The organism is Bradyrhizobium sp. LA6.1 (genome assembly GCF_040547805.1).
Taxonomy (GTDB): domain Bacteria; phylum Pseudomonadota; class Alphaproteobacteria; order Rhizobiales; family Xanthobacteraceae; genus Bradyrhizobium; species Bradyrhizobium barranii.
Window position 1 is genome coordinate 236,602 of record NZ_JBEPQK010000011.1, and the last position, 23,833, is coordinate 260,434.

Annotated in this window: 23 protein-coding genes; 11 read left to right on the forward strand and 12 right to left on the reverse strand. The window is 59.6% G+C overall.

Features of this window, described 5'->3' with window-relative positions; genetic code table 11:
- Nucleotides 1–153 precede the first annotated feature (153 nt).
- From ABIB99_RS26300 to ABIB99_RS26315, 4 genes are all read left to right on the forward strand, one after another.
- Nucleotides 154–1,917: a relaxase/mobilization nuclease domain-containing protein gene (locus ABIB99_RS26300; RefSeq protein ID WP_208069697.1), complete on the forward strand. Its 1,764-nt coding sequence runs from the start codon at nt 154–156 to the stop codon at nt 1,915–1,917.
- 35 nt (nt 1,918–1,952) lie between these two features.
- Nucleotides 1,953–3,941: a conjugal transfer protein TraG gene (locus ABIB99_RS26305; protein ID WP_208069699.1), complete on the forward strand. Its 1,989-nt coding sequence runs from the start codon at nt 1,953–1,955 to the stop codon at nt 3,939–3,941.
- Between the two features lie 6 nt (nt 3,942–3,947).
- Complete coding sequence (locus tag ABIB99_RS26310) at nt 3,948–4,364, forward strand: ribbon-helix-helix domain-containing protein (RefSeq protein WP_038958611.1); 417 nt, start codon at nt 3,948–3,950, stop codon at nt 4,362–4,364.
- A 1,415-nt stretch (nt 4,365–5,779) separates the two neighbouring features.
- A complete protein-coding gene (locus ABIB99_RS26315) occupies nt 5,780–5,938 on the forward strand; it encodes a hypothetical protein (RefSeq protein WP_157789193.1) in 159 nt (52 codons plus the stop codon).
- A gap of 878 nt (nt 5,939–6,816) precedes the next feature.
- On the opposite strand, the gene ABIB99_RS26320 is transcribed toward ABIB99_RS26315, so the two are convergent.
- From ABIB99_RS26320 to ABIB99_RS26330, 3 genes are all read right to left on the reverse strand, one after another.
- Nucleotides 6,817–6,972: a hypothetical protein gene (locus ABIB99_RS26320; RefSeq protein WP_166099961.1), complete on the reverse strand. Its 156-nt coding sequence runs from the start codon at nt 6,970–6,972 to the stop codon at nt 6,817–6,819.
- A gap of 79 nt (nt 6,973–7,051) precedes the next feature.
- Nucleotides 7,052–8,485 carry a hypothetical protein gene (locus ABIB99_RS26325; protein ID WP_166099955.1) on the reverse strand — a complete coding sequence of 478 codons (1,434 nt, stop codon included), beginning with the start codon at nt 8,483–8,485 and terminating at the stop codon, nt 7,052–7,054.
- Nucleotides 8,486–9,381: 896 nt separating this feature from the next.
- A complete protein-coding gene (locus tag ABIB99_RS26330) occupies nt 9,382–9,984 on the reverse strand; it encodes a helix-turn-helix domain-containing transcriptional regulator (RefSeq protein WP_166099952.1) in 603 nt (200 codons plus the stop codon).
- A gap of 111 nt (nt 9,985–10,095) precedes the next feature.
- On the opposite strand from ABIB99_RS26330, the gene ABIB99_RS26335 reads away from it, so the two are divergent.
- Together ABIB99_RS26335 and ABIB99_RS26340 are read left to right on the forward strand one after the other, a co-directional pair.
- Nucleotides 10,096–10,878 carry an outer membrane protein gene (locus tag ABIB99_RS26335; RefSeq protein ID WP_038958616.1) on the forward strand — a complete coding sequence of 261 codons (783 nt, stop codon included), beginning with the start codon at nt 10,096–10,098 and terminating at the stop codon, nt 10,876–10,878.
- A gap of 285 nt (nt 10,879–11,163) precedes the next feature.
- Entirely contained in the window at nt 11,164–11,481 is a 318-nt protein-coding gene (locus tag ABIB99_RS26340) for a hypothetical protein (protein WP_208087817.1), read from the forward strand.
- A gap of 1,296 nt (nt 11,482–12,777) precedes the next feature.
- On the opposite strand, the gene ABIB99_RS26345 is transcribed toward ABIB99_RS26340, so the two are convergent.
- Together ABIB99_RS26345 and ABIB99_RS26350 are read right to left on the reverse strand one after the other, a co-directional pair.
- Nucleotides 12,778–13,086 (reverse strand): addiction module antidote protein, encoded by a 309-nt coding sequence (locus ABIB99_RS26345; RefSeq protein WP_166099937.1) that lies wholly within the window; start codon nt 13,084–13,086, stop codon nt 12,778–12,780.
- 63 nt (nt 13,087–13,149) lie between these two features.
- A complete protein-coding gene (locus ABIB99_RS26350) occupies nt 13,150–13,923 on the reverse strand; it encodes an outer membrane protein (protein WP_038958620.1) in 774 nt (257 codons plus the stop codon).
- Nucleotides 13,924–14,229: 306 nt separating this feature from the next.
- Between ABIB99_RS26350 and ABIB99_RS26355 the strand changes: the two genes are divergently transcribed.
- Nucleotides 14,230–14,502, forward strand: a complete 273-nt coding sequence (locus ABIB99_RS26355) for a hypothetical protein (protein ID WP_166099933.1) — start codon at nt 14,230–14,232, stop codon at nt 14,500–14,502.
- A 164-nt stretch (nt 14,503–14,666) separates the two neighbouring features.
- On the opposite strand, the gene ABIB99_RS26360 is transcribed toward ABIB99_RS26355, so the two are convergent.
- The gene (locus tag ABIB99_RS26360) at nt 14,667–15,917 is read right to left on the reverse strand and encodes a hypothetical protein (protein WP_247302165.1); all 1,251 of its coding nucleotides are present in this window, start codon (nt 15,915–15,917) and stop codon (nt 14,667–14,669) included.
- Between the two features lie 314 nt (nt 15,918–16,231).
- Between ABIB99_RS26360 and ABIB99_RS26365 the strand changes: the two genes are divergently transcribed.
- Entirely contained in the window at nt 16,232–16,390 is a 159-nt protein-coding gene (locus tag ABIB99_RS26365; RefSeq protein WP_157789194.1) for a hypothetical protein, read from the forward strand.
- Between the two features lie 134 nt (nt 16,391–16,524).
- Here ABIB99_RS26365 and ABIB99_RS26370 read toward each other — a convergent pair whose 3' ends face one another.
- The 6 genes from ABIB99_RS26370 to ABIB99_RS26395 form a co-directional block, all read right to left on the reverse strand.
- Entirely contained in the window at nt 16,525–16,872 is a 348-nt protein-coding gene (locus ABIB99_RS26370) for a hypothetical protein (protein WP_157789195.1), read from the reverse strand.
- Between the two features lie 27 nt (nt 16,873–16,899).
- Nucleotides 16,900–18,183, reverse strand: a complete 1,284-nt coding sequence (locus ABIB99_RS26375) for a hypothetical protein (RefSeq protein ID WP_166099920.1) — start codon at nt 18,181–18,183, stop codon at nt 16,900–16,902.
- Between the two features lie 190 nt (nt 18,184–18,373).
- Nucleotides 18,374–18,631: a hypothetical protein gene (locus ABIB99_RS26380; protein WP_038958625.1), complete on the reverse strand. Its 258-nt coding sequence runs from the start codon at nt 18,629–18,631 to the stop codon at nt 18,374–18,376.
- A 1,712-nt stretch (nt 18,632–20,343) separates the two neighbouring features.
- The gene (locus ABIB99_RS26385; protein ID WP_224580826.1) at nt 20,344–20,490 is read right to left on the reverse strand and encodes a hypothetical protein; all 147 of its coding nucleotides are present in this window, start codon (nt 20,488–20,490) and stop codon (nt 20,344–20,346) included.
- Between the two features lie 179 nt (nt 20,491–20,669).
- Nucleotides 20,670–20,951, reverse strand: coding sequence for a hypothetical protein (locus ABIB99_RS26390; protein ID WP_166099917.1), 282 nt, complete (start codon nt 20,949–20,951; stop codon nt 20,670–20,672).
- 768 nt (nt 20,952–21,719) lie between these two features.
- Nucleotides 21,720–21,890, reverse strand: coding sequence for a hypothetical protein (locus ABIB99_RS26395; protein WP_157789197.1), 171 nt, complete (start codon nt 21,888–21,890; stop codon nt 21,720–21,722).
- 432 nt (nt 21,891–22,322) lie between these two features.
- Here ABIB99_RS26395 and trbB point away from each other — a divergent pair, with 432 nt between their 5' ends.
- The 3 genes from trbB to ABIB99_RS26410 all read left to right on the forward strand — a co-directional run bounded on the left by trbB (nt 22,323) and on the right by ABIB99_RS26410 (nt 23,825).
- Nucleotides 22,323–23,237, forward strand: a complete 915-nt coding sequence (trbB, locus tag ABIB99_RS26400; protein ID WP_038957464.1) for a P-type conjugative transfer ATPase TrbB — start codon at nt 22,323–22,325, stop codon at nt 23,235–23,237.
- A gap of 61 nt (nt 23,238–23,298) precedes the next feature.
- Nucleotides 23,299–23,562 (forward strand): TrbC/VirB2 family type IV secretion system protein, encoded by a 264-nt coding sequence (locus ABIB99_RS26405; protein ID WP_232674470.1) that lies wholly within the window; start codon nt 23,299–23,301, stop codon nt 23,560–23,562.
- Nucleotides 23,562–23,825 carry a VirB3 family type IV secretion system protein gene (locus ABIB99_RS26410; RefSeq protein WP_038957466.1) on the forward strand — a complete coding sequence of 88 codons (264 nt, stop codon included), beginning with the start codon at nt 23,562–23,564 and terminating at the stop codon, nt 23,823–23,825. Before ABIB99_RS26405 ends, ABIB99_RS26410 begins: the two co-directional genes overlap by 1 nt.
- The last annotated feature ends 8 nt before the right edge of the window (nt 23,826–23,833 follow it).

Genomic DNA, 23,833 nt, shown 5'->3' on the forward strand with positions numbered 1-23,833 from the left:
AAGGGGCTCACCGGTCGAACCGCAAGCCATTGGCATGGCTTGGGTTCTGGCGTGCCGGTCGGTCGGTACGCGTGCCGCGCTCTGCGTTTTGGGCAATGCAATCAAAGACATCTTCGGCACTGTGGGTGCTTTTGCGCCATTTGAGGGCCGGATATGACCGTTCGCGATAGCGACTTGCGTGTCCGGCCTGGGCGTATCCGCAGCACGCGCGCGCCCAAGCTCAAAACATTCATCAGCCAGGTGTTACGTGCCGCCAAGAAGGCTGGACACATCTCGGGTCAGGCTGCCTCCGGCAGACGGTCAGCAGCCTATGGGCGCTCGACCTTTGGCCGCGGCAGGCTAGCCTTCAGCCGAAGCCGGTTGTCCAGCCCGACCCGACGTGTTGTCGTGAAGGCGCGTGTTGTTCGTCACAAGGGGCGATCCTTCCGCTCAGCGCCATTGACGGCCCATCTTTCGTACCTGAAGCGCGACGGCGTCACCCGAAGTGGTGAGCCCGCCAGTATGTTCGATGCTTCCGGCGACCGTGCGGATGGCGCGGCCTTTGCCGAGCGGTGTCAGGACGACCGCCACCATTTCCGGTTCATCATCTCGCCCGAAGATGCCGGCGGTATGACCGACCTCAGAGCGTTCACCCGCGACCTGGCCAAGCAGATGGAGATTGATCTCGGTACGCGGCTCGATTGGGCGGCCCTCGATCATTGGAACACAGACAACCCTCACATCCATCTTCTCGTTCGGGGAGTCGATGAGGAGGGGGCCGACCTCGTGATCTCCCGCGACTACATCAGCCGTGGCCTTCGTTCGCAGGCCGAGGAACTGGTTGCGATCGAACTAGGTCCGAAGCCCGAGCACGAAATCCGCGATTCACTGGAGAGGGAAGTGATTGCAGAGCGATGGACCCGGCTCGATCAGGAGATCTGGCTGGCCGCCGACGAAGCCGGCTATGTCGATCTTCGCCCTGACCCCCCTGGCAGCTCGGATCCCGAAATCCGGCGCCTGATGGTGGGCCGCCTACAGCATCTGAAGAAGATGGGCCTTGCCGCGCCAGCTGCGCCCGGAGAATGGATGGTGGGGCTCGAGGCCGAGCGCAGCCTGCGCGACCTCGGCATGCGCGGCGACATCATCAAGACCATGCACCGTGCCTTCACAGAGCGTCGGGAAGCACGAGGTGTTTCGGACTTCGTCATCGAAGGCGGACGGCCAGCGAACCCGATCATCGGGCGGCTGGTCGATCGGGGATTGCATGACGAGTTCACCGGCGAGGCTTACGCCGTGATCGACGGAACAGACGGTCGCGCGCACCACTTCCGCCTTCGCGGGATCGAAGCCTTCGAAAATGCTCCGCCAATCGGCGGAATTGTCGAGGTACGGCGCTTCGGTCAAGCCGACGATCCCAGTCCCACTTTGGTGCTCGCGACCCGTTCCGATTTCGATCTCGGCGCGCAGGTCGACGCGAAAGGCGCGACATGGCTGGATCACCGATTGGTCGAGCGCGAGCATTTGCCGCTAGCCATGGGCGGCTTTGGCCGCGAGACCCGCGATGCCATGGAGGCTCGGATTGAGCATCTGGTTCAGGAAGGTCTGGCGCGGCGGCAGGGCCGGCGCGTCATCCTGCAGCGCGACCTCCTGGACACGCTGCGCAGGCGCGAACTGGACGGAGTGGGCGCAAGGGTTTCGGCCGACACTGGCCTGCCTCAGGTGAAGGCCGCTTCCGGTGAGCATGTGGCCGGCACGTATCGCCAGCGGCTGACGCTGACCTCGGGACGGTTCGCCATGATCGACAATGGGCTCGGGTTTCAACTGGTGCCCTGGTCCCGCGAACTCGAAAGCCGGCTCGGCCAGCATGTCTCCGGGGTCGTGAAGGACAGCGGCGGCATCGAATGGGGTTTTGGCCGCAAACGCGGCTTGGGCCTCTAGCTAACTCTCAAATTGACTTGTGAAGGTTGCGCAAAATGTCCGGGACCAAAATCCTCTGGGGGCAGATTTTCGTGGTCGGCTCGATCGTTCTGCTGGCCATCTGGGGCGCGACCGAGTGGACCGCTTGGCGGTTGGGCTATCAGCCAGAGCTTGGTCGGCCCTGGCTCGAGCTTTCGGGCTTCAAAGTCTATTACCCCCCGGTCTTCTTCTGGTGGTGGTTTGTCTATGACGCCTATGCGCCCGGGGTGTTTGTTGAGGGAGCCTTTGTCGCGGCCTCGGGGAGTTTGGCTTCGATTGCAGTGGCGATCTTTATGTCGGTCCGGCGGGCACGTGAAGCCAAGATTGTCGAGACCTATGGCTCGGCTCGCTGGGCGGAGGCGCAGGAGGTGAGGGCGGCTGGCCTGCTCGGGGCGGACGGTGTGGTGCTTGGCAAACTTGACCGTGACTACCTCCGCCATGACGGTCCAGAGCACGTGCTGTGCTTCGCGCCTACGCGGTCTGGCAAAGGTGTTGGCCTGGTCGTCCCCTCGCTGCTTGCATGGCCCGGCTCGGCCATCGTGCACGACATCAAGGGTGAGAACTGGCAGCTGACCGCCGGCTTCCGCGCGCGGCAGGGCCGGGTCCTTCTGTTTGACCCAACCAACCCAAAATCTGCAGCCTACAATCCGCTCCTGGAGGTTCGACGCGGGGCATGGGAGGTTCGCGATGTCCAGAACGTCGCGGACGTACTGGTCGACCCCGAAGGCTCGCTCGATAAGCGGAACCACTGGGAGAAGACCAGTCACTCGCTTCTGGTTGGCGCCATCCTTCATGTCCTCTATGCCGAGGCGGATAAGACGTTAGCCGGCGTGGTTGGCTTCCTGTCCGACCCGAAGCGGCCGATCGAGGCGACCTTGAAGGCGATGATGACGACGCCGCACCTCGGCGACCAGGGCGTTCATCCCGTAGTCGCCTCGACCGCGCGTGAGCTCTTAAACAAATCGGAGAACGAACGCTCGGGCGTCCTGTCCACCGCGATGTCCTTCCTGGGTCTCTATCGCGATCCCGTGGTGGCCGAGGTGACGCGCCGATGCGACTGGCGCATCGCTGATCTGACTGCCGATGCCCGTCCCGCCTCGCTCTACCTCGTGGTGCCGCCCTCCGATATCTCGCGAACCAAGCCATTGATCCGTTTGGTTCTGAACCAGATCGGCCGCCGCCTGACCGAGGATTTGCACGTCAGTGATCGGCGGCATCGAGTCCTGATGATGCTTGACGAGTTCCCGGCGCTTGGGCGTCTCGATTTCTTCGAGTCCGCTCTCGCCTTTATGGCGGGCTACGGCATCAAGGGCTTCCTGATCGCGCAATCGCTCAATCAGATCGAGAAGGCCTATGGACCCAACAATGCCATTCTCGACAACTGCCACGTCCGCGTCAGCTTTGCCACGAATGACGAGCGCACCGCCAAACGTGTGTCCGATGCGTTGGGTACCGCGACCGAAATGCGGGCGACGAAGAACTACGCCGGGCATAGGCTGAACCCCTGGCTTGGGCACCTCATGGTCTCACGGCAGGAGTCCGCGAGGCCGCTACTGACACCTGGCGAGGTGATGCAGCTTCCGCCAGGAGATGAGATCGTCATGGTCGCAGGCATAGCGCCAATCCGGGCGAAGAAGGTGCGCTACTACGAAGATCGGCGGTTCACCGAGCGGGTAATGCCACCGCCCGACCCAAGCACCGCCGGCCGGTCATTGCGAATAGACGGATGGTCCACGAGTCAGCTTCCTACGACAGCGGCGGGGTCGGCCACCCTTGCCGGCGGTGCCACGGAGGACACGGCCAACAGCGGGCTCCGTCTTGAACCAGAACTTCCCGATCACGTTGCAATCGCCAAGGAGGTGACTGAACCGACCCCGGCGGAGGAATTTGCGGCAGTTCTTGACGATGACGATGATGCGATCCGCCAGTCTCGTCTACTACGCCAGCAAATGCGCGGCCTAGCCCGCCAGGTGACCATGGACCCAAATGACGGTATGGAGCTGTGAGGTTCAATGCGCAACCGTATGAACGTCTATTTCCCTCCTGAGCTGCTCAAGCAGATCTCGGATCTTGCCGATCGCAAGAAACTCTCTAGGTCGGCGATCGTGGAAGCCGCAGTGGCCTCGTTTCTGTCGCCAGACGGCGCCGACAGGAGGGAGGCAGCATTTACACGCCGCCTTGATCATCTTTCACGCCAGATGCAGAGGCTCGAGCGCGACGTCGGTTTGACCGCCGAGACACTAGCTTTATTCATTCGCTTTTGGTTGACGATCACGCCGCCATTGCCCAACGACGCGCAGGCAACCGCGCAATTGAAAGGCCGGGAACGCTTTGAAGGTTTTGTCGAGACACTCGGACGCCGTCTACAAAAAGGGCAGAGCTTTCTGCGTGAGATTCCGGAAGACATCGTTCATCAGGACCCTCTGTAGTGGGGAAGCCCTGAGAAAATAGCATCACTCGTATCGAGCGAAGCTACCGCTTCGTTTTATGGCTTCCTCAGCCAACCTGTCCAACTCCGTGGCGAGGCGCAGCCTAGTATTTTTGTGCGGACGGGGCGATCACGTCTATTGACCAACGCCTTCGTCCTTATCCGCGGCCGAACTGGGTCCAATCACCTAGTTGCCATTCGGCCGCGGACCAAGGACGAATACGACAACTATATTGGCATCTTCGATAGTTTGATCAAACTGAAGCCAGTTTCAACCGAATTGTACGCACTCTGCTTGGAGGGCTTCGATACTGATGAGAGCTACTGCGATGGCAGTCGTAAGGAGGGCATCGGATACTTTAATTACAGGAGCGTCGATTTCGCACATCGACAAACGATCGTGTCGACGCTTCGCATGAAGTCTCTATCCACTTTCATTATTCTACCGGCCAACTCGGATTATGGGTCGTTCGAAGAACGGGTGACCGCTACCATCGGTGACATCAGGGAGGATTTCGGAATAACATCGGCAAGATGTGCCTCCAGGCGATCTACACAGCAACCCGTCAGTCCATGTGTCCAGCGTCGTGGCAAGAAGTACGATTGACGCGATCCTAAGCGCAGAAGCAGCAAAAGCCGCTCAGGTCTCCGGAAGCACCCCCACGACATGAACCGGGCGCAAGCTTCGCCCGGAAGGGGATGGGATTTTTACCAAATCAGCGGTGGACTGTCCGTTAGTTTAGCAACCCGGACCAGAGCTGAGCCGCATTCCTTGGTCAGGAAGGCCGAGATCCGCCGCATCCTGGCGGAGCGGGACCAATGAAGCGCCGCGGTCGACTGCACCGGAAGCGTGCCCGGCAGTGGCCAGCATTCGGGTTGTCTTACTGCGGCTGACAAGAGCGACCTAGATCGGTAGGCTGGTCTTCTACACCCAGCTTACCGGTTCTGATGATGAGGGTTTTGGCGGTCGTCGCCTTGCTACTACTGCCAACCAATCCGCTCCGCGCCGGCGCCACGATCGTGGGTGCCGGCTCGCAGTCGTGCTCGGCTTGGACGAACAGAACCAAGAACGCGGTAGTAAAAGGCGCTTTCGAATCCTGGGTTGTTGGCTTCATCAGTGGTCTGAATGTTAGCGGCGATAGAGAAATTGTCGGAGGCGGTGACTTTACAGCGATAGTTGCGTGGATGGACCAGCGCTGTCGATCGCGTCCGACCGACCAAATTGGAGTCGCAGCTCTAGATCTCGCGATGGAATTGGCTGGCAACGCAGCGAAGCGCTGACCCGCCGGCGGTCTGCTTCATCCGCGGTTCGACCAAACCCATTCCCGTGATGTCACGAGATTTCGACTGGCTCCAACGCCGCTAGCGTCCATATAGTTATGGTTGGGTGGGCAGTTGGACCTCAGGAGATCGTTGATGGCCAACCCCGTAGACCTTCGAGACCGCGCGGCCATGTTTGAAAAGCGTGCGGACGAGGCAAAGGATGCAATTTCCCGAGCGCACTATCGGGAGATGGCCGCGCACTATCGTACGCTTGCGGTAGAGCATTCCGAAATCATGCGCGCTGACGCTTAGCGCAAAGGCGTTCGTGATATAACCCGTCCACGACCGGGACACCCGGGCGTAATCTACAGTCCAAACTCCCGCCGGCTCACGCGGTCGGCGGGTTTTTTATGCCCGCTCCTCCAGATCGGCGATTGACCCGAACCGTGACGTTGGGCAGAAGTAGTATTTTACGCTCGTGCAGTCGTTGGTAGCAGTCAATTTCCGTGGGCAAAGAATTTTCCCGTGCGTCGCAGGTGCGGCGCGCGGCAATTTATTCGGTTGGGATGGCGGGCGGAGTGGCGCTCGCGCTGCTCGTTATGTTCGGCCTGCTCGACGATGCGATCGAGATGCGATTGTACAAAAATTGCCTAAGGGCTCACCGGGACCTGCCAATGGCCTGCCTAACTGAGGAGCGGGCCTTACGGCTGGGATTTTACACGCCGTAGTGTTTCGGCGACCAACAACGACCGACACGCGTCCCTGCCATCAAAGGAGCGCGGGAACAAATGCCGTCGCGGCTGTTCATTTGCATCTGCCTCGCGATCAGTCTGGGTTGTGTCGCCTACATTGCGACGCGGCCGGGATTTCAGTTCACGACGACGCTTGAACTGTTCAGGCAAGAGTGCCACGGCGATGAAGAATGTGCGCAAAAGCTCGAGGCGCAACGTAGAATCAACATAGCTGACACGATAGACAAAATGGGCGAAGCAGCCATCGCCAAGCAGGACGCCCTAAAGCGGAGTTCGACTTGTGCCAAACGCAACAATGCGTGCTCCGGAACCTGCGTTGGAAACGATGCTGGGAAAAGCTGTAAATCAAGCAGCTTACAGATGAGTGGCAGTTGCAGCTGCCAATGATTCGAAGCGAACTATTAGGTCTGCCGGCTCATATACCGGCAGACCTCACAATCATTGATCCCTCTTCAGCTTGCGACGGCCCCAATGGGGCTCTTTGCCCTTCGGGTTGAGCTCCGGGACATAGTGGCGGTTCAACGCTCGCATGACTCCGATGCGGGCAAACATCGTCGGGCCACCACCTTCCGCCACCAGGATCAGCACCTGCATGGCGGCTTCGCGTGGCGTGTGTGAACCATTTGGGCGCTTCCACACGCGCGTTATGCCGGATGGGTAGGGCGCTAGCTTATCAACATGGCCCCGAGGCAGGCCGATCGAAATAGGCTCGCGGCATCACCAGCCAGAGCAAGAAGAGAGTTCCAAGTCCGCTCGTCAGTAGTGCGGTAGACAGGGGAACGTTGAGCAGCGCTAACACAGCCATCCCACCAGAGACGATTACGAAGCGAGCGGGGAGTCGAGATGAGCAGGCATTGCCGAAGGCGAGTACCAAGCCACAACCGAAGACGCTGAGCGGCGCTAACCGCGGCCCCACCGACGCGATCCCCTCCGTGGCAAACAGAGAGGCGTTTAGTGTACCAAACCGATATTCGCGCTCCAACACGACGCCCAGTTGCTCGCTGTAGGGGCAATGAAGGAGGGGCTTCAAAAATGATATCTGGCAAAAATACGTAAGAGGATGGGTAGCAAAGAAGCGGTCGTAGAGGTCTATGGAAATAGCCGGAACCGCGATCAGCCTGAAATTGAAGAGCCCAAAGATAGGGAGATAGTCATCGGGTAGCCCGGGGACCAGGACTAGGGAAATCGACAGCAGCCCAACCACCATTGGGATGAGCAGCGAGAGCATCACGGTTGCGCGCGGCCCGTTCCACATAGACAGCAGCAACAGGAACAACATCCAGGCCGGGGCGAGAAGATTCATCTTTGTGAGCATTATTGGATAGCCTAGGAAAAGGAGCGCAAGAGCGGCGCCGGCTCCTAACCACCGCCTTGAGAACGCGAAGCACGCGAAGGTAAACGGGAGCAGAGCGCCAGTCACGATGCCCATGAGATACGCGAGTGGCGTCGGCAGCACGATCCCCGACCGGTGCAAGTAGATGTTCTCATAACTGACGAATTTGAAATGATATTGCGCTGCCGCGATAAGAACCACTGCGCTAAGCGCGAGAGCGCCAATCAACAGCTTTCGCAGCAAACCAACTGAAAGCTCAGGGACCGGAGGCCGGCGTAGCGGCAGGAACATCGCCGGCAGAAATAACGCTGCGGCAGCGGCCAGCATCTCCCAGCTTGAAGTTGCCTCCGTGAGCGTCACATAGGTCAAAAGAACACTGAAAAAATAATAGCAAGCGAAATACCCGAAACTGATTCGGGCGAACAGGAACACGAAGCCCAGACAAACAAAGGGCAAGATCTGGATCAGGTTAGCGGCCTGACCGAACGCCGGGGGGTGCACATCGAGGATGTAGGAATAATAGATTCGAACGAAGAAAGCCGAGACCCAACAGACACATATTTGAGCTGCAAAGACGAGGCTGCCCCGATATCTGGCGCCCGGTTTAGCCGAGGGCTGCACGAACTCTTCAAAGGACTCGAACCTAACGACCTCTCCGCGCACGACCGCGTCGATCGCCGTACCGTCAACGAACCTGTAGGGCACGCCGTCATAGTAGCCCTCAACGACGAACGGCTCGCCGTCTGGAGCGAGCGCTTCGGGAACTTTATTCATGAAAGTTGAATAGCACAGCCGCCTTATCCGCGTAAATTCGTGAATAGCTGGAAGGTGTTCTTCATGCCGGGATAGGGCCGTCGAATGCGCGGAACCAGGACATCAGATCTTGTCGCGCTCAGCTCGAGTTAGATCCTGAACCTGCTTCGGTGCCGTCGCTGAATCGCGCCTCGAAGTGTCGCAGTCGGCGACGATCGAGTGCGGATAATGCGGACGAACTCGCTATCAGTCATCGAAACTCTCGAGACATCGCTGGTGTGCACGGTTCTTCACCTTGATCCAGTCTTTCGACCGGCCGGAGCCATAGCGCCAGTCGCGCCGTTTCGACACCAAGCCTTCCAGACCCATGCGACAAGCGGCGCCGAACAGCAACGCACGCGCCTTGGTACGAGGGCGTGCGGCGAGCCGTAACCGAGATAAGTGAGAACGTGAGAACCGGTGGACTCCGACTAAAGAAGATCTGGACGCTATTGCGGACGATCTCTGGCGCAAGCGTGCTGATGAGCCTCGCGTCGAGCGGGCGAAAGGGGCTGCGCCTAAACCCCCAAGGGTGACCTACGAGGCGAAGGAAGCGGTGCGGGAAATTTAGGGCCCGGTCACGAGCATTGACAATAAGCTGAGGTGGCTGAGCGAAGTCGATCTCAGGGGCTTCGCTTTCGAGGCTGGCGAGGTGTCGAAGGGTGCCGCCCAGACTGGCTCGGCATTGCTAAGCTCGCGGATCACTACCGTGAGGTACTCGCCGCCGCCGCCTGGTCGCGGGACGTGGTACGCGGTCCTGCACATCATGCGAGGTCCGGGGGTTTTCTTTGCCGTTTTCTGGCTTGAAATAATTTCCCCTACGAGTCCACCAGCCCGGTCGCAGATAGGTGCTGGGAACGGGCCCAACTTGAGAAATGCTAAGGCCGCTCGACCAGGGTCTTTCGCGGTCGACCAAGCTTCGGACGGGGTGGTCTGACCTTGGACTCAGTCGACGGCACGACCTCCAGCCTGACCCGGAAAGTCTCAAAGAGACTTAGGACCCGGCTTAGCTGCGGATCCACGGTTCCTCCGAACGTCTTGTAGACCGTCGTCCGCATAATGCCGAGTTCGCGCGCGAGCGAGGTGACGTTCTGCGATTTGACGACGGTGCTCAGCTCCCGGATGGTGTCAGTCGGATCGTCGAAAGCGAAGGCTTGACTGATTCGTGTAGCGATCGCGCTCGGGCTGGCGATCCCGGACGCAGGCGTAATTCGGGCCTTTACGTTCAGCGCTTCGAGCAGCCTAAGAACCCGGCCGAGCTTCGGGTCGATTCGACCGCCAAACGTCCTGTAGAGGGTGTCGCGTCGCAGGCCCGCGTCCCGTGCCAGGAGCTGTACGTTATGAGCTCGCGTGACGAGGCTGAGCGCCGTCTTAGCCTTTAGTATATCATTTTCTTCAAAGTTATCAGATAGATAAGTGGCGATAGCCGCTGGATTGTCGCGGAATAAATCGGCTAAGTTTTCTTCGTTGCCAGCCAGCATTTCCAGAGCGTTTGTCCGTCACTGTGGCCTTCCAGCTACAGCATTATCGGCCGATACGTCTAGATTACCTCGCAGACATCGACGACGCTTCCACTTGGGGAATTTTCGACAATGAAAAAGACTTTGCTCGCTCTCGCCGCGGTTGTGGCGATGACCGGTTCGGCCTCGGCCGCTGACCTGGCTGCCCGTCCCTACGTGAAGGCTCCGATGCCGGCGCCGGTCGCCAACTGGACCGGCTTCTACATTTTCGGCGGTGGCGGTGGCGGCCTCTCTAATGCTGACCAGAGCGTTGTGGATACGGTTTCCGGTACGCCGCTGACGATCACCCAGCGCCAGGGCGGCTCGGGCTGGTTCGGCACCGTGGGCGCCGGTTACGACTGGCAGTTCAGCGGCACCTGGGTCGCTGGCGTGTTCGCTGACGGTCAGTTCGGCAGCATCCGCGCCACCATCCAGGATCCGCTCAATCAGATCACGGGCTCCCAGAAGCTCGAGACGTCGTGGGCCGCTGGTGTGCGCCTCGGCTGGCTGGCCGCCCCGAACGTTCTCACCTACGTCAACGGCGGTTACTCGGGCGCCCACTTCGGCCAGACCAACTTCACGGACCTCGCCGGCGTTCCCGTCGGTGCCCACCTCAACAGCTACAACCGCAACGGTTGGTTCATCGGTGGCGGCGTCGAGAATAGCCTGAACTTCTTCGGCATCAGCTCGCCCGGCTGGTTCATGAAGACCGAATATCGTTCGGCCTTCTACAACGCCAAGACCCAGGACGAGCTGTTCGACGCCGGCAACGTTCCGGTCGGCAACAGCATCCGCGCCAACAGCTGGAACCAGACGATCTCGACCTCGCTGGTCTACCGCTTCAACTGGACCGGTCCGGTCGTCGCGAAGTACTGATCTGGTCTCACGGCCAAACGTCAAAGCCCCGGCATCGTCCGGGGCTTTTTCGTTTGTCCTGAACGCTAGGCGCGCCGAGGCGTGCGAAGACGATGCGGCCTCCAAGAATTTCTGACTCATATTCATCTGCTTCAGGCACAACGATTGGCGTCGCACATAGGAGGCATCGCATCCTCGGCGGAGCAAGGAGGCGAACGATGCGATCAATCATTGCCATTGTTGTAACGATATGCGCTTTTTCTCCCGCGTTCGCTCTGACGCAGGGGGAGATTGAGGCCAAGCTACGTGCCGCGGGCTATTCGCAGGTTCCAGAGCATTTCGCGCGGGCGGATCGCGCTGGTGGCCGCCGCCGGGGTCGCTTTGTCGGCCGCGCCGGCGCATGCCGCCGATCCCGATCCCTACGCCGGTTTCGGTGGCGCGCGTTACGTCGCCATGGGCGCGGGCTTCCGGCGCGCGGATCTGCCGATGTTCTGTGCCGCCGCACGTGCCCTGCTGGCCGAGGTCGGCGGCAACGAGGCTGCGGCTGAGAAGCTTGCGCGAAGCCGCGGCCACGGCCGACTATCGATCGCGCTCGCGCATCGTTTTTGTCGGGACAGGGGTTGAGGAGGTGTGGCGGGTCGCTCCGTGGTGCTTTCGCAGCTCGGGTTCCCGCTGGTGGATCTTCATGCTATAACGGTCGGCGGCCGGTCACCCGGCGCAATCTGCAGTCCAAATTCCAGCCGGCTCACAAGGTCGGCGCGATTTTTGATTGGGCGTCGAGCGTGAGTTTTCAGGCGATGATATCAGCGGCGTGTGTGGTCGTTCTCGGATCGCTTACCTCGGGTTGTCTGAGCACTGGTCAGGCCACGTCTAAGCCGGCGGCCCACTCGGCTGCCCCTTGGGCTCGTGATCTTAATGAGCCCCCACCAAGTCGGCCGGCCGCGAAGGACGCAAATCCTCGCTAGGAATACTCTGGCTCCTTGCAAGCCTCTAGCCGGTTTTGCTTGCTCTCGGTGGTTGACCCACTGCACGCTGTCACGGTCTTACTGCGGCTGACAAGAGCGACCTAGATCGGTAGGCTGGTCTTCTACATCCAGCTTACCGGTTCTGATGATGAGGGTATTGGCGGTCGTCGCCTTGCTACTACTGCCAACCAATCCCCTCCGCGCCGGGGCGACCATCGTCGGCGCAGGTTCGCAGTCGTGCTCGACGTGGACGAACAGAACCAAGAATGCGGTAGTAAAGGGCGCCTTCGAATCCTGGGCTGTAGGCTTCATCAGTGGTCTGAATGTTAGCGGCGATAGAGAAATTGTCGGAGGCGGTGACTTTACAGCGATAATTGCTTGGATGGACCAGCGCTGTAGATCTCGTCCGACCGACCAAATTGGAATCGCAGCCCTAGATCTCGCGATGGAATTAGCTGGCAACGCAGCGAAGCGCTGACCCACCGGTTCCCGCGCTGGCCGGTTTTTATCACTGACGCGAGCGATTCCTCTGCTGAGAGGCGGTGCGTCATGGACTGTCTCAGCCTTGTCATACCCGCCACTATTGGCTGATCCTGACGATTTGACGCCGCCTCCGTTGGCGGGCACTGGTCCTGAGTTGATTTAGCCCGTGTCCTAGTTTGTACCAGACGCTAATCAATCGTGAATTGCCGGCACACTGCCCACGCAGGGATACTGACCCGGCGATGATGACGGTGCTGTTCATTACTGCCTCGGTCGGCGTCTTGGCTGTGAGTGCCACATTCGCGGTGATCATCTATATCGATGCTCGGGCCGAGCGCAGGCACCGACAGTAAGGCCGCCTCAGTTGGCGGCCTCCTTCATTCTGCAGGTGGCGCGCGGCGTAAGGCGCCTTGTAACGTTATGAATTTTTGTGCGCTTGGCGCGGTGGCGCTCGATTTGCAGTACTGTTGATCTATCCAAGGGGGTCCGGCTGGATGAGAGCTCGCTTATGGGCGCCCCGCTTCGGCGTTACTTTGAGCTGCAAGCCCATTGCGGTGAGCACCGCCAAAACGGTTGAAAAATTCGGAAGCTGTTCATTGCCGAAAGCACGATAAATGCTGGTACGCTGCAGCCCGGCCTCCCTTGAGATCTCCGAAATGTTGAAATCTTTGAGCGCCTCTCCGATCGCCCCGCAGATTCTGTGAGGTTCAGCTGATGCGAATGCTTGGTTCAGCTCATCGGCGAGTTTCGAGGGGATGACTGGCCGGTAAGTCTTCGTCACTTGAGCCTCCCAAAGCAGAAGGCCGGCTCTTTGAGCCGGCCTTTGTTGTTTGAATGAAGCTACTCAATACCTTGGGATGAGCGGACCACCAAAACGGTAGTTCACGCGAACCAGACCCATGTCGACATCCTGACCGATGCGAGCCGTGGCGAAAGAAACTCCCGCCGGATCGGTGAAAACGGTGTCGTGATGGCCCAGGAAGATATGGTCGTATTCGAAGCCCACCGACCAATTCGGCGCGAAGCCGAACTCTACCCCGGCGCCGACCGTACCGCCCCAACGAGCGGTGTCGCGTGTGGTAGCCAGGAGCGTACCGGCGCCGACGAATCCAGGCGGAACGTAGGCGTCGAAGCGATCTCCAACTACCGCTGCACCGCCCTTTACGTAGAGGAGAACATTATTCCAGGCATAGCCCACTTGGCCCGTGATCAATCCAAAGGCGTCGATGCGGCTGCGATTATCGGTACCTGAGAAGAGACCGATGTTGCTGCCGGTGAAATCGGCCCAGTTGCCCTGGCCCTCGACGCCGAAGACCCAGTTAGCCGACTGCCACCGGTACCCGATCTGACCACCAACCGTGCCTCCAGTTGCGTTGTGGCACCCGTCGGCAGCAGCCGGAACAATCGGGAACGCGCCGATCGCGACGATATCCGCGCAAGTGTGCGCCGAGCCGTAACCACCGTTGACGCCAATGTAAAAGCCGCTCCAGTCGTAGATGGTGGCGACCATCGGCGGCGGAGCCTTGGTGTACGGCCGGGCGGCCAAGTCCGCCGCACTGGCTGGTGCCGCCAGAGCTAGAGCCAACGTTCCGGCCGCAGCCACAAAAAGCACTTTCATGCGCGTGTCTCCCCAGAATGAATTACAAGTTCAATGAATTCGGTGCGCTTCGCCACCTGACTTGGCCAAGTGTATGCGGCTCGCTGGGGATTGCTGTAACCGCCCTACAACACTTGTTGCCAAAGGTGGACGGTGGATTCCTAATATTTGTTAGATAGTTGGAACTTAGTGCCTGTTAACGTGCACAGGGCATTTTGAGCCCACCACCATTTAAGATGGCGGCGTTTTGGGACGCGGTCAGTTGCCAGCGGACCGCCCGTTGCCGCGTGGTTGACTGTTCGCCCGCCGCTCCACATCGCGCCTTCGGTGATTGATTTGACCGTGATCTTTCCGACGATCCGCGGCACACTTTTCCGGTTCATGCCGGGCCGCTATGCCGAAGCGGCATCGTGGGTGTCAATGGCATTGCAGGACAATCCGGACTATCAACCTGGATTACGGATCGCCGCTCCAAGCAATGCGATGGCAAGAAGGATTGCGGCAAGCCGGGCTGCCGGAATGACGATTGCAGCCAGGGATTTCGCCCGTGGCAACGAGGATCGAATGACTTCCGCTTCTGGCCCTAGCGGGCCTTCGTGAAATGTCGGCTTCTGCGCCGCTGTTGGCGAATATGCGGACATCGTGGACTTATGAGTACGCGCTCTAGTCGAAGCAAGCCCCTACTTGGGTGTGGCTGGCACGACAAGCTGTGAGGTGAGTGTTCCACCTCGGTTTTTGCCGATGGGCCGGCACGGTTCCTGACGTCAAGTTGAGATGGTCCGGCGGGTGAGATCGAGGCACGCCCCGATGGCAAGCAGCAGGAACATCCCGATCGGAAACATGTAGATCATCGCATAGTTGATTAGGACGGCCTGCCCGATGAAAAAGCAGGTGTAGAGCGACGCGACGAACAGTGCTGCGTCCGCGGCATTAGGTGGAAGGTGACGTGCGATCCAGAAGCGGACGACCATGGCAGCCAGCCCAACGAGCAGGAGCGGCCACATGATGGGGACGTGGAGCGGTGCGGGCAATGATTGGTGAAGGGTGCTAGCGAGCTTGGTCGCGTAGACTTGGAGAACCTGTCTTGGCGACGTCGTGACGATCCGGAAATATTCGTGCTTGAGCGCATCGAAATAGGCGGGAGTGCCGAACAGGATGCGAGAGTCTAAGCGTTCGACGGCTTCGATGCCGCTGGCGTCATCCCAGCGAATGCCGAACGGGTTCTTGTTCACCCCGAGCCCGATGTAGAGGCTGTGCCACGGGCCGTGCTCCTCGGTAAATCTCGCGGGCTGCAGGTTGTATGCAATGTCGCGGGCGCGGTGCACCAGGTGGGGGGCCTTGTAGGCAACGAAGACGGCGAGAAGCAGCGCGATGTGCGGCAGAATGGTGCGGCGGCCTGACACGGCCACGCTGACGGCGATCGCTGCCGCGGAGGCGGCAACTCCCATCATGGCCGTTGACTGGCGAAACAGACTTGCTGTCGCAAGACTCAGAATACCCGCCACCAGCCAGCCGATGAACGTTCCTTGCGATGCCTTGATCAGCGGTAGGCCCAGCAGGGCCAGCGGCAGGATGGCGGAAAGGCAGGCATCGCCAAGTCCTGCCGGGTGGGGAGTGAGGATGGGGTATTGCCGAGCGAGGGCGATCGACAGCAGCACGAGCGCTGCGCTGATCCGCAGCTGCAGCGTGAACAGCAGGAGGGCGAGCAGGATCAGGCCGATAACGTTGATGCCAAGGTTGATCCGGGCAATATCGGACGGCTTTGCCGCCCGTCCTGTCAGCGCGGAGTAGAGTCCCAGCGCGAGCGCGTGCCCGGGGTCGTCGCCGAGGCTGTCATCGCCGATAGGAATCACTCTGCTGTCGCGACACAGAACGAGGAACTTGCCGGTCTTGAGTGCGCAATCTGCACTGTCCAGCCAGAGGCGAGCCGCAAGCCAGTCCGGTGGGGGTTCATTGGCTTTTGCGTGGGAGACGAGTGAGAACGCCAACAGGCAGGCTAGCATGAGTGCACGCATAGTATGCGCCTCACTTCAATCTGATGGTTCGGAGGTCATGCAGCCGATCAAAAATGCATGTTGGTCTCCCAAGACCGAAAGCGTTATTGAGCCGCAACTGGAGCGCGAATACAAGCCGTAACGCACCAAACTATATGAGACCAAAGGCGGGGTCAGCTCATCCAGTCGGGCTCGCCGCTGACTTAGGCGGCCTCTTTCATTCACGGTTCGAGCAAACCCATTCCCGTGATTTCACGGAATTTCGACTGGCTCCAACGCCGCTAGCATCCATATAGCAGTGGCTGGGTGGGCAGTTGGACCTGTGGAGATAGCTGATGGCCAAACCCGTAGACCTTCGAGACCGCGCGGCCATGTTTGAAAAGCGTGCGGACGAGGCAAAGGATGCAATTTCCCGGGCGCACTATCGAGAGATGGCCGCGCACTATCGTGCGCTTGCGGTAGAGCATTCCGAGATGATGCGCGCCGACACTTAGCGCAGGCGTTCGTGCTATAACCCGTCCACGACCGGGAGACCCCGGGCGTAATCTAAAGTCCAAACTCCCGCCGGCTCACGAGGTCGGCGGGTTTTCTTTTGCCGCCCGTCGGTTCACGACGAACGCCAGTTGTATCAATACCAATCGATCGAGGATTTCGCCGGGCCCCAGTTCCATCTACCAGGCAAGTAACGATTGGTAGGAACATCTGCGGACTCAGTCCCGCCCGTTTGTACGGCCGCAAAAGTAACCTTCGTTGGTGTTCCATTTGCGGCAACCGAGCCGCTCAAGACCTTGCCGTCCCACTCGATAGTCCGTGTCCGATCGATTGACATGGTCCGATCTCCAGTGAACCGCCAAAATAGCAGGGCTGCGCGCGAGGCCCTGTGACCAAATGGCCACATCATCGTGGAAAGCGCAGCGGCCATTCCCAGCATCATCAACGCGATCACCTTCGCGGCGACAGATAAAAATTCTTTCACCGTTTATCTTCTTTCGAGCGCAGGCGGTCACGTGCCACGCGAAATATTTGACAGCTTTAAAATGAAAAGGGGCAGCGTTAGCCATAGCAGTCCGTATGCGTCAAACAGAGCTCCGGTTAGAGACGATTGCGCAATATAGTAGGCGAAGACGCATGCTGCGACTGTGGTCGCGATCGCCGCAGGGTCTCTGCCGCGTCCCAGACTGGAAATGAGGCCAAGCAGTGATCCGGCAACAAAGGTCGCGAACAATGCGTACCAGGGACCTGCCTCTGCATAGCCGGAGACGTTCACAGGTGCAGGCTGATAGCCTGTCGTGGACGTGACATTTGGAAATACCTTAGGAAATATTAGTGTTGGCGGGAAGCATCGTTGCTCGCCAAAGACCCGACGTAGCCACGATGGATCGATGCCACATCGGCGTTCTGGGTCTGAGAAGGTTTCTACATAGAAGGGAAAGCCGACGGCCATCCTCAATAAGTTGGAGCGAACCATCCGGATCGCGATGATCCGAAACGTTGACAGGCGATCTGGTCGCGATCCCTCTGGTCGCGATCCCTCCGCAAAGGGCGCGGGCGATACAACGTGTTCAGCAGCGCAAAACTGAGTGATGCTAAGCACGAGGAAGAGAGCGGCAGCAATCGGCAGCACGAGAATGCCGCTGCGTAAAATTCCGAATTCTGAGAGTGCGAGCGTCAGCCCCACCATCAAGAGGTAGATGAATGCTGGCGCCTTCTGCATTGTCGCAAGGTCAAGACTAAGGATGACGACGCTTAGAACGGCGAAGGACAGCAACGCCGGTTTGTTTTTACCTATCACGCCGCGTGCAAGCAGATAGCAACTGAGCATCGGGAGGCTCGCAAAGGCGAAGGCAAAGTAGAAGTTTCCAAGCGCGCTCTGCAATTCGGCCCGACGCAGGATCTTGGCTTCGTAACACGAGGTCAGGTCCCAGGGAGCTGTCAGAAGGTTGAGGCCGCCAGACAGCGAAAGCCGATAGAGGCAGTAGGCAGTCATCGCCAACGCGGTGGCGATTGGAAGCCAAATGGGTACCTTTGATTCTTCAGAGAAGATGGGGCGATCGATCAAGCCTCCTGCCAGCAACGCGGCTGTCGGTAGCGCGATCACAAAGACTAGCAGCAGCATCCAATACGTCAGAGAGCCGAGGGTGGGCCCCGAAATGATATTGGGTTCATGGCCCACGTACGCCATGAGCTGGTCGCGGCCGAATGAGAAAGGGAATATCGCCGCGCCGACTCCCGTCGTAAGGATATAGGCGCCCACTGCAATAGAGATTGCTAGGTAAGTGCGCTTCACAGCTCTTCCCGCATAGTCTGTGGGCGCGCGCTAAACGCCGCGCTTATTCCTCGAATTTGGCCCGGTTGTTCTGAAACGGTATCGCGACCCTTGAGGGTAAAGAAGGCCTTCGAAAGGCGAAGCGGCAACCCTTGGGGAAATCTACGGGGAGCTACGGGGCTGCAGCACTGTTGGCGGTATCCTCTATTCGTCATCCGCGCTGGTGGTTCTTGACGTGCGGCGCGGTCCGCTCTCCAGTCATTTCCTCCACGTAGTCGTCAATGGTGGCTAAATGCTTCTCGCGGTTGCCGAAGCGGCGGGCTTGCGTGCCGAAGATGAGGTAGCGGCGAAGCCGATCGAGCTCAGCGAGGTCTGCCTTCACGCGTTCGACTTCTGCTTCCTCATCGATCTTGCGCATCCGTCCTTTGTGGTGGGCCTTCGCGGCCGCGCGGTTCTCTGCCTTGGTCATGACGCCATCGAAACGCGGCGCCAGTGAGAGTCAAATTGTCGTTTATAGTGGCTCGAAACCTGCGCGATCTGCTGTGCGTCGTGGGTGTGGGAAAAGGTCGTCCGGGCTGCCGACCCGGCTGTGACAAGGAGCGCCCCCACGACCGAGATCGGGACCTTGCGGCAAATCTTGGAACTATATGCACGCTACTCGCACAAGTGTTATTGCCACGGTTTTGCACTACAGAAGGATCAGCATGTACCAATGGGCGTGCGTGGTCGAATGAAGCGAGACCTGGAAGAGCTCTGGCGGCTAGAGCAGATCTGCCTAGCTGAGGCTGCGCCTGCCACGATGCATATCGAGCGGATCGGACTACTGAAGGTCGCCGAGGATTGTAGGCGCTCGGCGGACGAGATCGAGGCACGGGCCGCCCTTCAGAGTCGAGCTCGCAGTTTTTTGGGGGTATCTTGGGGGTATCCTGGATACGCAGACACCAATTGGCCCGGTCACGTGGGCGTGCGGTCTGATCGGCTTGGCGCTGTTCGTCGCGCTCTATCTTCCTTGGTAAGCCGATCGCGAGTCCATCACAAAGGCCCGCCGGTTCACGCTGGCGGGTTTTTGTCGCTGACGCTTAACGCAGCCGAAGGCCCGTCAGTTTATCGGACAGGCGATTCCTTTGCTGACAGGCGGTGCTTTATGGACTTAACCTGGTAATACCGGGCGCTATTGGCGTGCTGGCCTGTTTGTTCTTCCTCGGCCATAGCTGGCGGGCCTAGCACTCCCGGCGCTCTAATCCGCAATTGGATCGGCAGCCGGGAGCATCGAGGCTGGAAATGACCTGCCGTGCATGTCTGCCCTCCAAGTGACCCCGGTTGCGAACAGGAGCATCTTCTACCGAGCAAGCGTGGATGGAGGGGCACCATGATCGACTTAACCCGCGTCTTTGATGCCGCCATGATTGCGCTGGGAGCATTTAACGTCGTGCTGGTGGCGATGCTCATACTCGCTTTCTAAGCCGCCTCAGATGGCCGAGCCACCGGGGCGCACTCTGACAGAGGTGTCCGGATGGCAAGCAACATGATTCGTCGCAATTCGCTGCGTCGATCGTCGGAACGCCGCGGCAAGGGTCGCAGGAGCCGGACCAGACGGAGCCTGCGGCCCTTAGTTGAAGCACTGTGGGGATTGGGCCACAAGCAGCAGAAATGAGAATTTGGCTGGGAACATACCGGCTGCGGCCGACTTTCGTTCTGCGGCGACGGTCTCGGTCCCACGAGGCAAGAGCCTGTCCGGAGGCCTCAGCATCATCACGCCCCCCGGCCCGATGGGGCCGCCACGGGGTCGTCTTATACGAGGCGCCGAATGGATGAGACTTGGAGAGTTGTGTTCGCGCTTAGCGCGACGGCTATTGTCGCCGCCGGCTCCTTCTTTGCCATCCGGTTTATCATCGGATTGAACCTCTGACCTCGACCTGACAAGCGGCGCCGGAAGCGCTTCGCAGGCTATCAATTCCTTGGGCCCCTGGAGCACGCTCGAGTTACTGCGCGTCGTGGTGCGGACGAAGCGAGCCCGCCGTTTCACACATCTTTGCTAATTGGCGGTGCTGCGGCTCTTGGCCTTGGACGACCGCTCACAGCCGGCCTGGCCGGCGCGGCCGACTTCTTCGACGCATCATCGCCGCGGGCAGTTCCCCACGGATCGACCGACTTCTGGTCCGGAACATTGTTGAGAGAGAGTTAATAGGTGCCCTCAGCCCGATCGTCGTCCGCCTTCTCCGACGCCGTCTTCTCCTTGGGCTGTTCGCCATACTGTTGAACATGGTCCTGCGCCAGCGCGGGGGCGGCGATCAGGGCAAGCAAGACGGCGACGGCGATTTTGCGCATCGAAAAAGCCCGGTTCTGCGCCGAACATAACATCGCCGATTGCGATAGCAATGCAGCACGAGCGTGAGTTGGGTAAGACGATGATCGGACGATGCGCGCACCAGATCCACTACTGGTGTCGTGGGTGTGGAAAAGAGGAAATCAGAATGATGGAGGGGCCGATGTTCACGCCGGCGGGCCTAATGGCCATCGACGCGATAGCCTTGAGCGGCGAGCATTTCCTTGAGCCACGCCACCTTCTCGCTGGCATTCCTCGAGCCAGCTAGCGCCTTCCGTACATCCTCAACGAGCCCTTCCAGGCGCTTCAAGTGCGCCTGTGCCGCGTTTCGTTCGATCTCATCGAGAGCAGCCATAGCGCGAGTATGGCCGATATTTCGCCCAGCGTTAAAGCGCGCCGGAGTCTGATCTGCTCCATGGGGTGGCATCAGCACGACGTTGACGAGCTCGCGCTTGGAGCGCATCTGCCTGGAGCTGCGCCGGACCAGCCGGATCCTTGAGGAGCGGGCAGGGCTGGAGTTCATGGCCAACCGCTACCGAGCCGAGGTCAGTTGCCTTCAAAGCCGCTTCCCATCTCCTTCCCATTGCGGAATTCTGGGAAGAATGGCGCTATAAAGCGCTGTATTACTTGGGGCACGAGTAGTGTTTTAAGTTCTATGCATTCTTCGCGACAGTGGAACACCGTGCATGCGGCACGCAGCAATCTATTCGGTCGGGATGGCGGGCGTAGTGGCGCTCACGCTACTCGTCGTTTTCGGCCTGTTCGACGATGTGATAGAAAAGAGATTGTACAGGAGTTTCGTCAGGGCTTATCAGGACTCGCCAATCGGCCTAACTGAAAAACGTGCATTGCGGCTCGGATTTTACATTTCGTAGCGTCCCCGCGACCGACAACGACCGACGCGCGTCAGTGCCATCAAACGAGCGCGGGAACAAATTCCGTCACGGCTGTTCATTTGCATTGGCTTCGCGATCAGTCTGGGTTGTATCGCCTACATTGCGACGCGGCCGGGATTTCAGTTTACGACAATGCTTGAACTGTTCAGGCAGGAGTGCCACGGCGATGAAGAATGTGCGCAAAAGCTTGAGGCGCAACGTAGGGTCAACATAGCCGACACGATAGACAAGATGGGTGAAGCAGCCATCGCCAAGCAGAGCGCCTTAAAGCGTCCCTAGCTAATTGATTTGGGTGCGGCCCCCAAGGCACGGGGGGCCGATTTGCCAGCGATTCTTCAACCACACTTGTGGTTCTGGGCGTGCAGCCAGGTCCAATCGCCGGTCATCTCTTCGACGTAGTCGTCGATGGCCTTCATCAGCTTCTCGCGATGCGCGCGGTTGTCCTTTCTACCGAAGATGAGGTAGTGGCGAAGCCGGCCAAGCTCGGCTAGGTCGCCTCGGCCCACGCTTCTTCCGCGCGCTGACGCATGCGCTCTTGGTGCCAGGCCCGGCGGCCGCTCGGTTCTCTGCCTTCGTCATGATGGCATCGAACCGTAGCTTCTGGCGACTATGCGATATAAAGCTGCGATGGCTCGGCCCAGCGAGTACGCTAAGCGATTGTCGTGGCCGGTCTCAAGGTTTGCTAAGGGTCAGATTCGGACCTGAACGTCTAGGGTAGGCGCGTCCGCCTTGCTCACGCGAACAGACGTCCAGTTCTCCCGCGGGTCTTTCTTTTCCTACGCCAACCTACGACGACCAAGGAGCGCTTGTTGCGCTAATTCGATTGGTGGCTCTTTTAATCACCCCATCTGAGGGCGCTCTTTAGAGGTCCTCGCTCGGTGGGGGCGGCGGTGGGAGTCCATTCTTATCATTCGGAAGCGACTTCGCGGGGTGCGCGAATGCTTCGTAGCGCGCTGGGCGCCGCCGTCGCTCGCTACTTGGAAGATGACGCGATCATCGAGGTGATGCTCAATCCCGATGGGCGGTTGTGGGTCGACCGGCTGTCGAGCGGGCTTGCTGATACCGGGGAAACACTATCGGCGGCAGACGGCGAACGTATTGTTCGCTTGGTAGCGCACCATGTTGGCTCAGAGGTGCACGCTGGATCGCCACGTGTTTCGGCTGAACTTCCGAGCACGGGCGAGCGGTTCGAAGGTCTCTTGCCTCCGATCGTTGCGGCTCCGGCGTTCGCCATTCGCAAGAAGGCGGTCGCGGTCTTCACGCTCGACGACTACGTCGTCGCGGGCGTCATGACCTCCGCGCAAGCCAAGACACTCAGGATCGCAGTCGCGTCTCGGAAAAACATACTCGTTGCCGGTGGCACGTCGACCGGAAAGACAACATTGACGAACGCGCTCTTGGCCGAAGTGGCAAAGACTTCCGATCGCGTTGTGCTGATCGAAGACACCCGAGAACTTCAGTGTCGAGCTCCCAATCTCGTAGCCCTTCGGACCAAGGATGGCGTAGCCACGCTTTCTGATCTCGTTCGTTCCTCACTCCGACTGCGGCCTGACCGCATCCCAATCGGCGAGGTCCGCGGTGCCGAAGCACTCGACCTGCTCAAGGCTTGGGGCACTGGTCATCCCGGCGGCATCGGTACGATCCATTCTGGTACCGCGATTGGAGCGTTACGGCGGCTCGAGCAACTCATTCAGGAAGCCGTCATCGCGGTTCCGCGCGCTCTTATAGCCGAAACAATCAATGTGGTCGCTGTGCTCGCAGGACGCGGTGCTGATCGCCGCCTCGTGGAGCTAGCCCTCGTCACGGGACTTGGGGCCGCTGGCGACTACAGCGTTTCATCAGCAGGAGACTGACATGCGTCTACCACTTCGTTCTCTTCAAGTCGTATCCTTTGCCGCCTCTAGTGCGATTCTCATGACAACGGCACCGGCATGGGCAGCCGGCTCGAATATGCCGTGGGAGCAGCCGCTCAATCAGATCCTGCAATCGGTGGAGGGACCGGTCGCCAAGATCATTGCGGTGATCGTTATCATCGTAACCGGATTGACCCTTGCGTTTGGCGATTCTTCCGGCGGGTTCCGTAGACTAATCCAGATCGTGTTTGGTCTGTCGATCGCTTTCGCGGCCTCGAGCTTCTTCCTGTCGTTCTTCTCCTTCGGCGGCGGCGTGGTGATCTGATGGATGAACCGGTCGTGGGTTTTGTCGCGCCCCTTCACCGTGCATTGACTGAGCCGATCCTAATGGGCGGCGCGCCACGGTCGGTCGCGATTATCAACGGCACGCTGGCCGCAGCCCTTGGCTTGGGACTGCGGCTTTGGATCGCGGGTCTCGTCCTCTGGTTCATCGGTCACATGGCCGCTGTCTGGGCGGCCAAGCGCGACCCTGCCTTTGTTGATGTCGTGCGCCGCCATCTGCGTATCCCCAGTCATCTCAACGTCTGAGCCGTCGG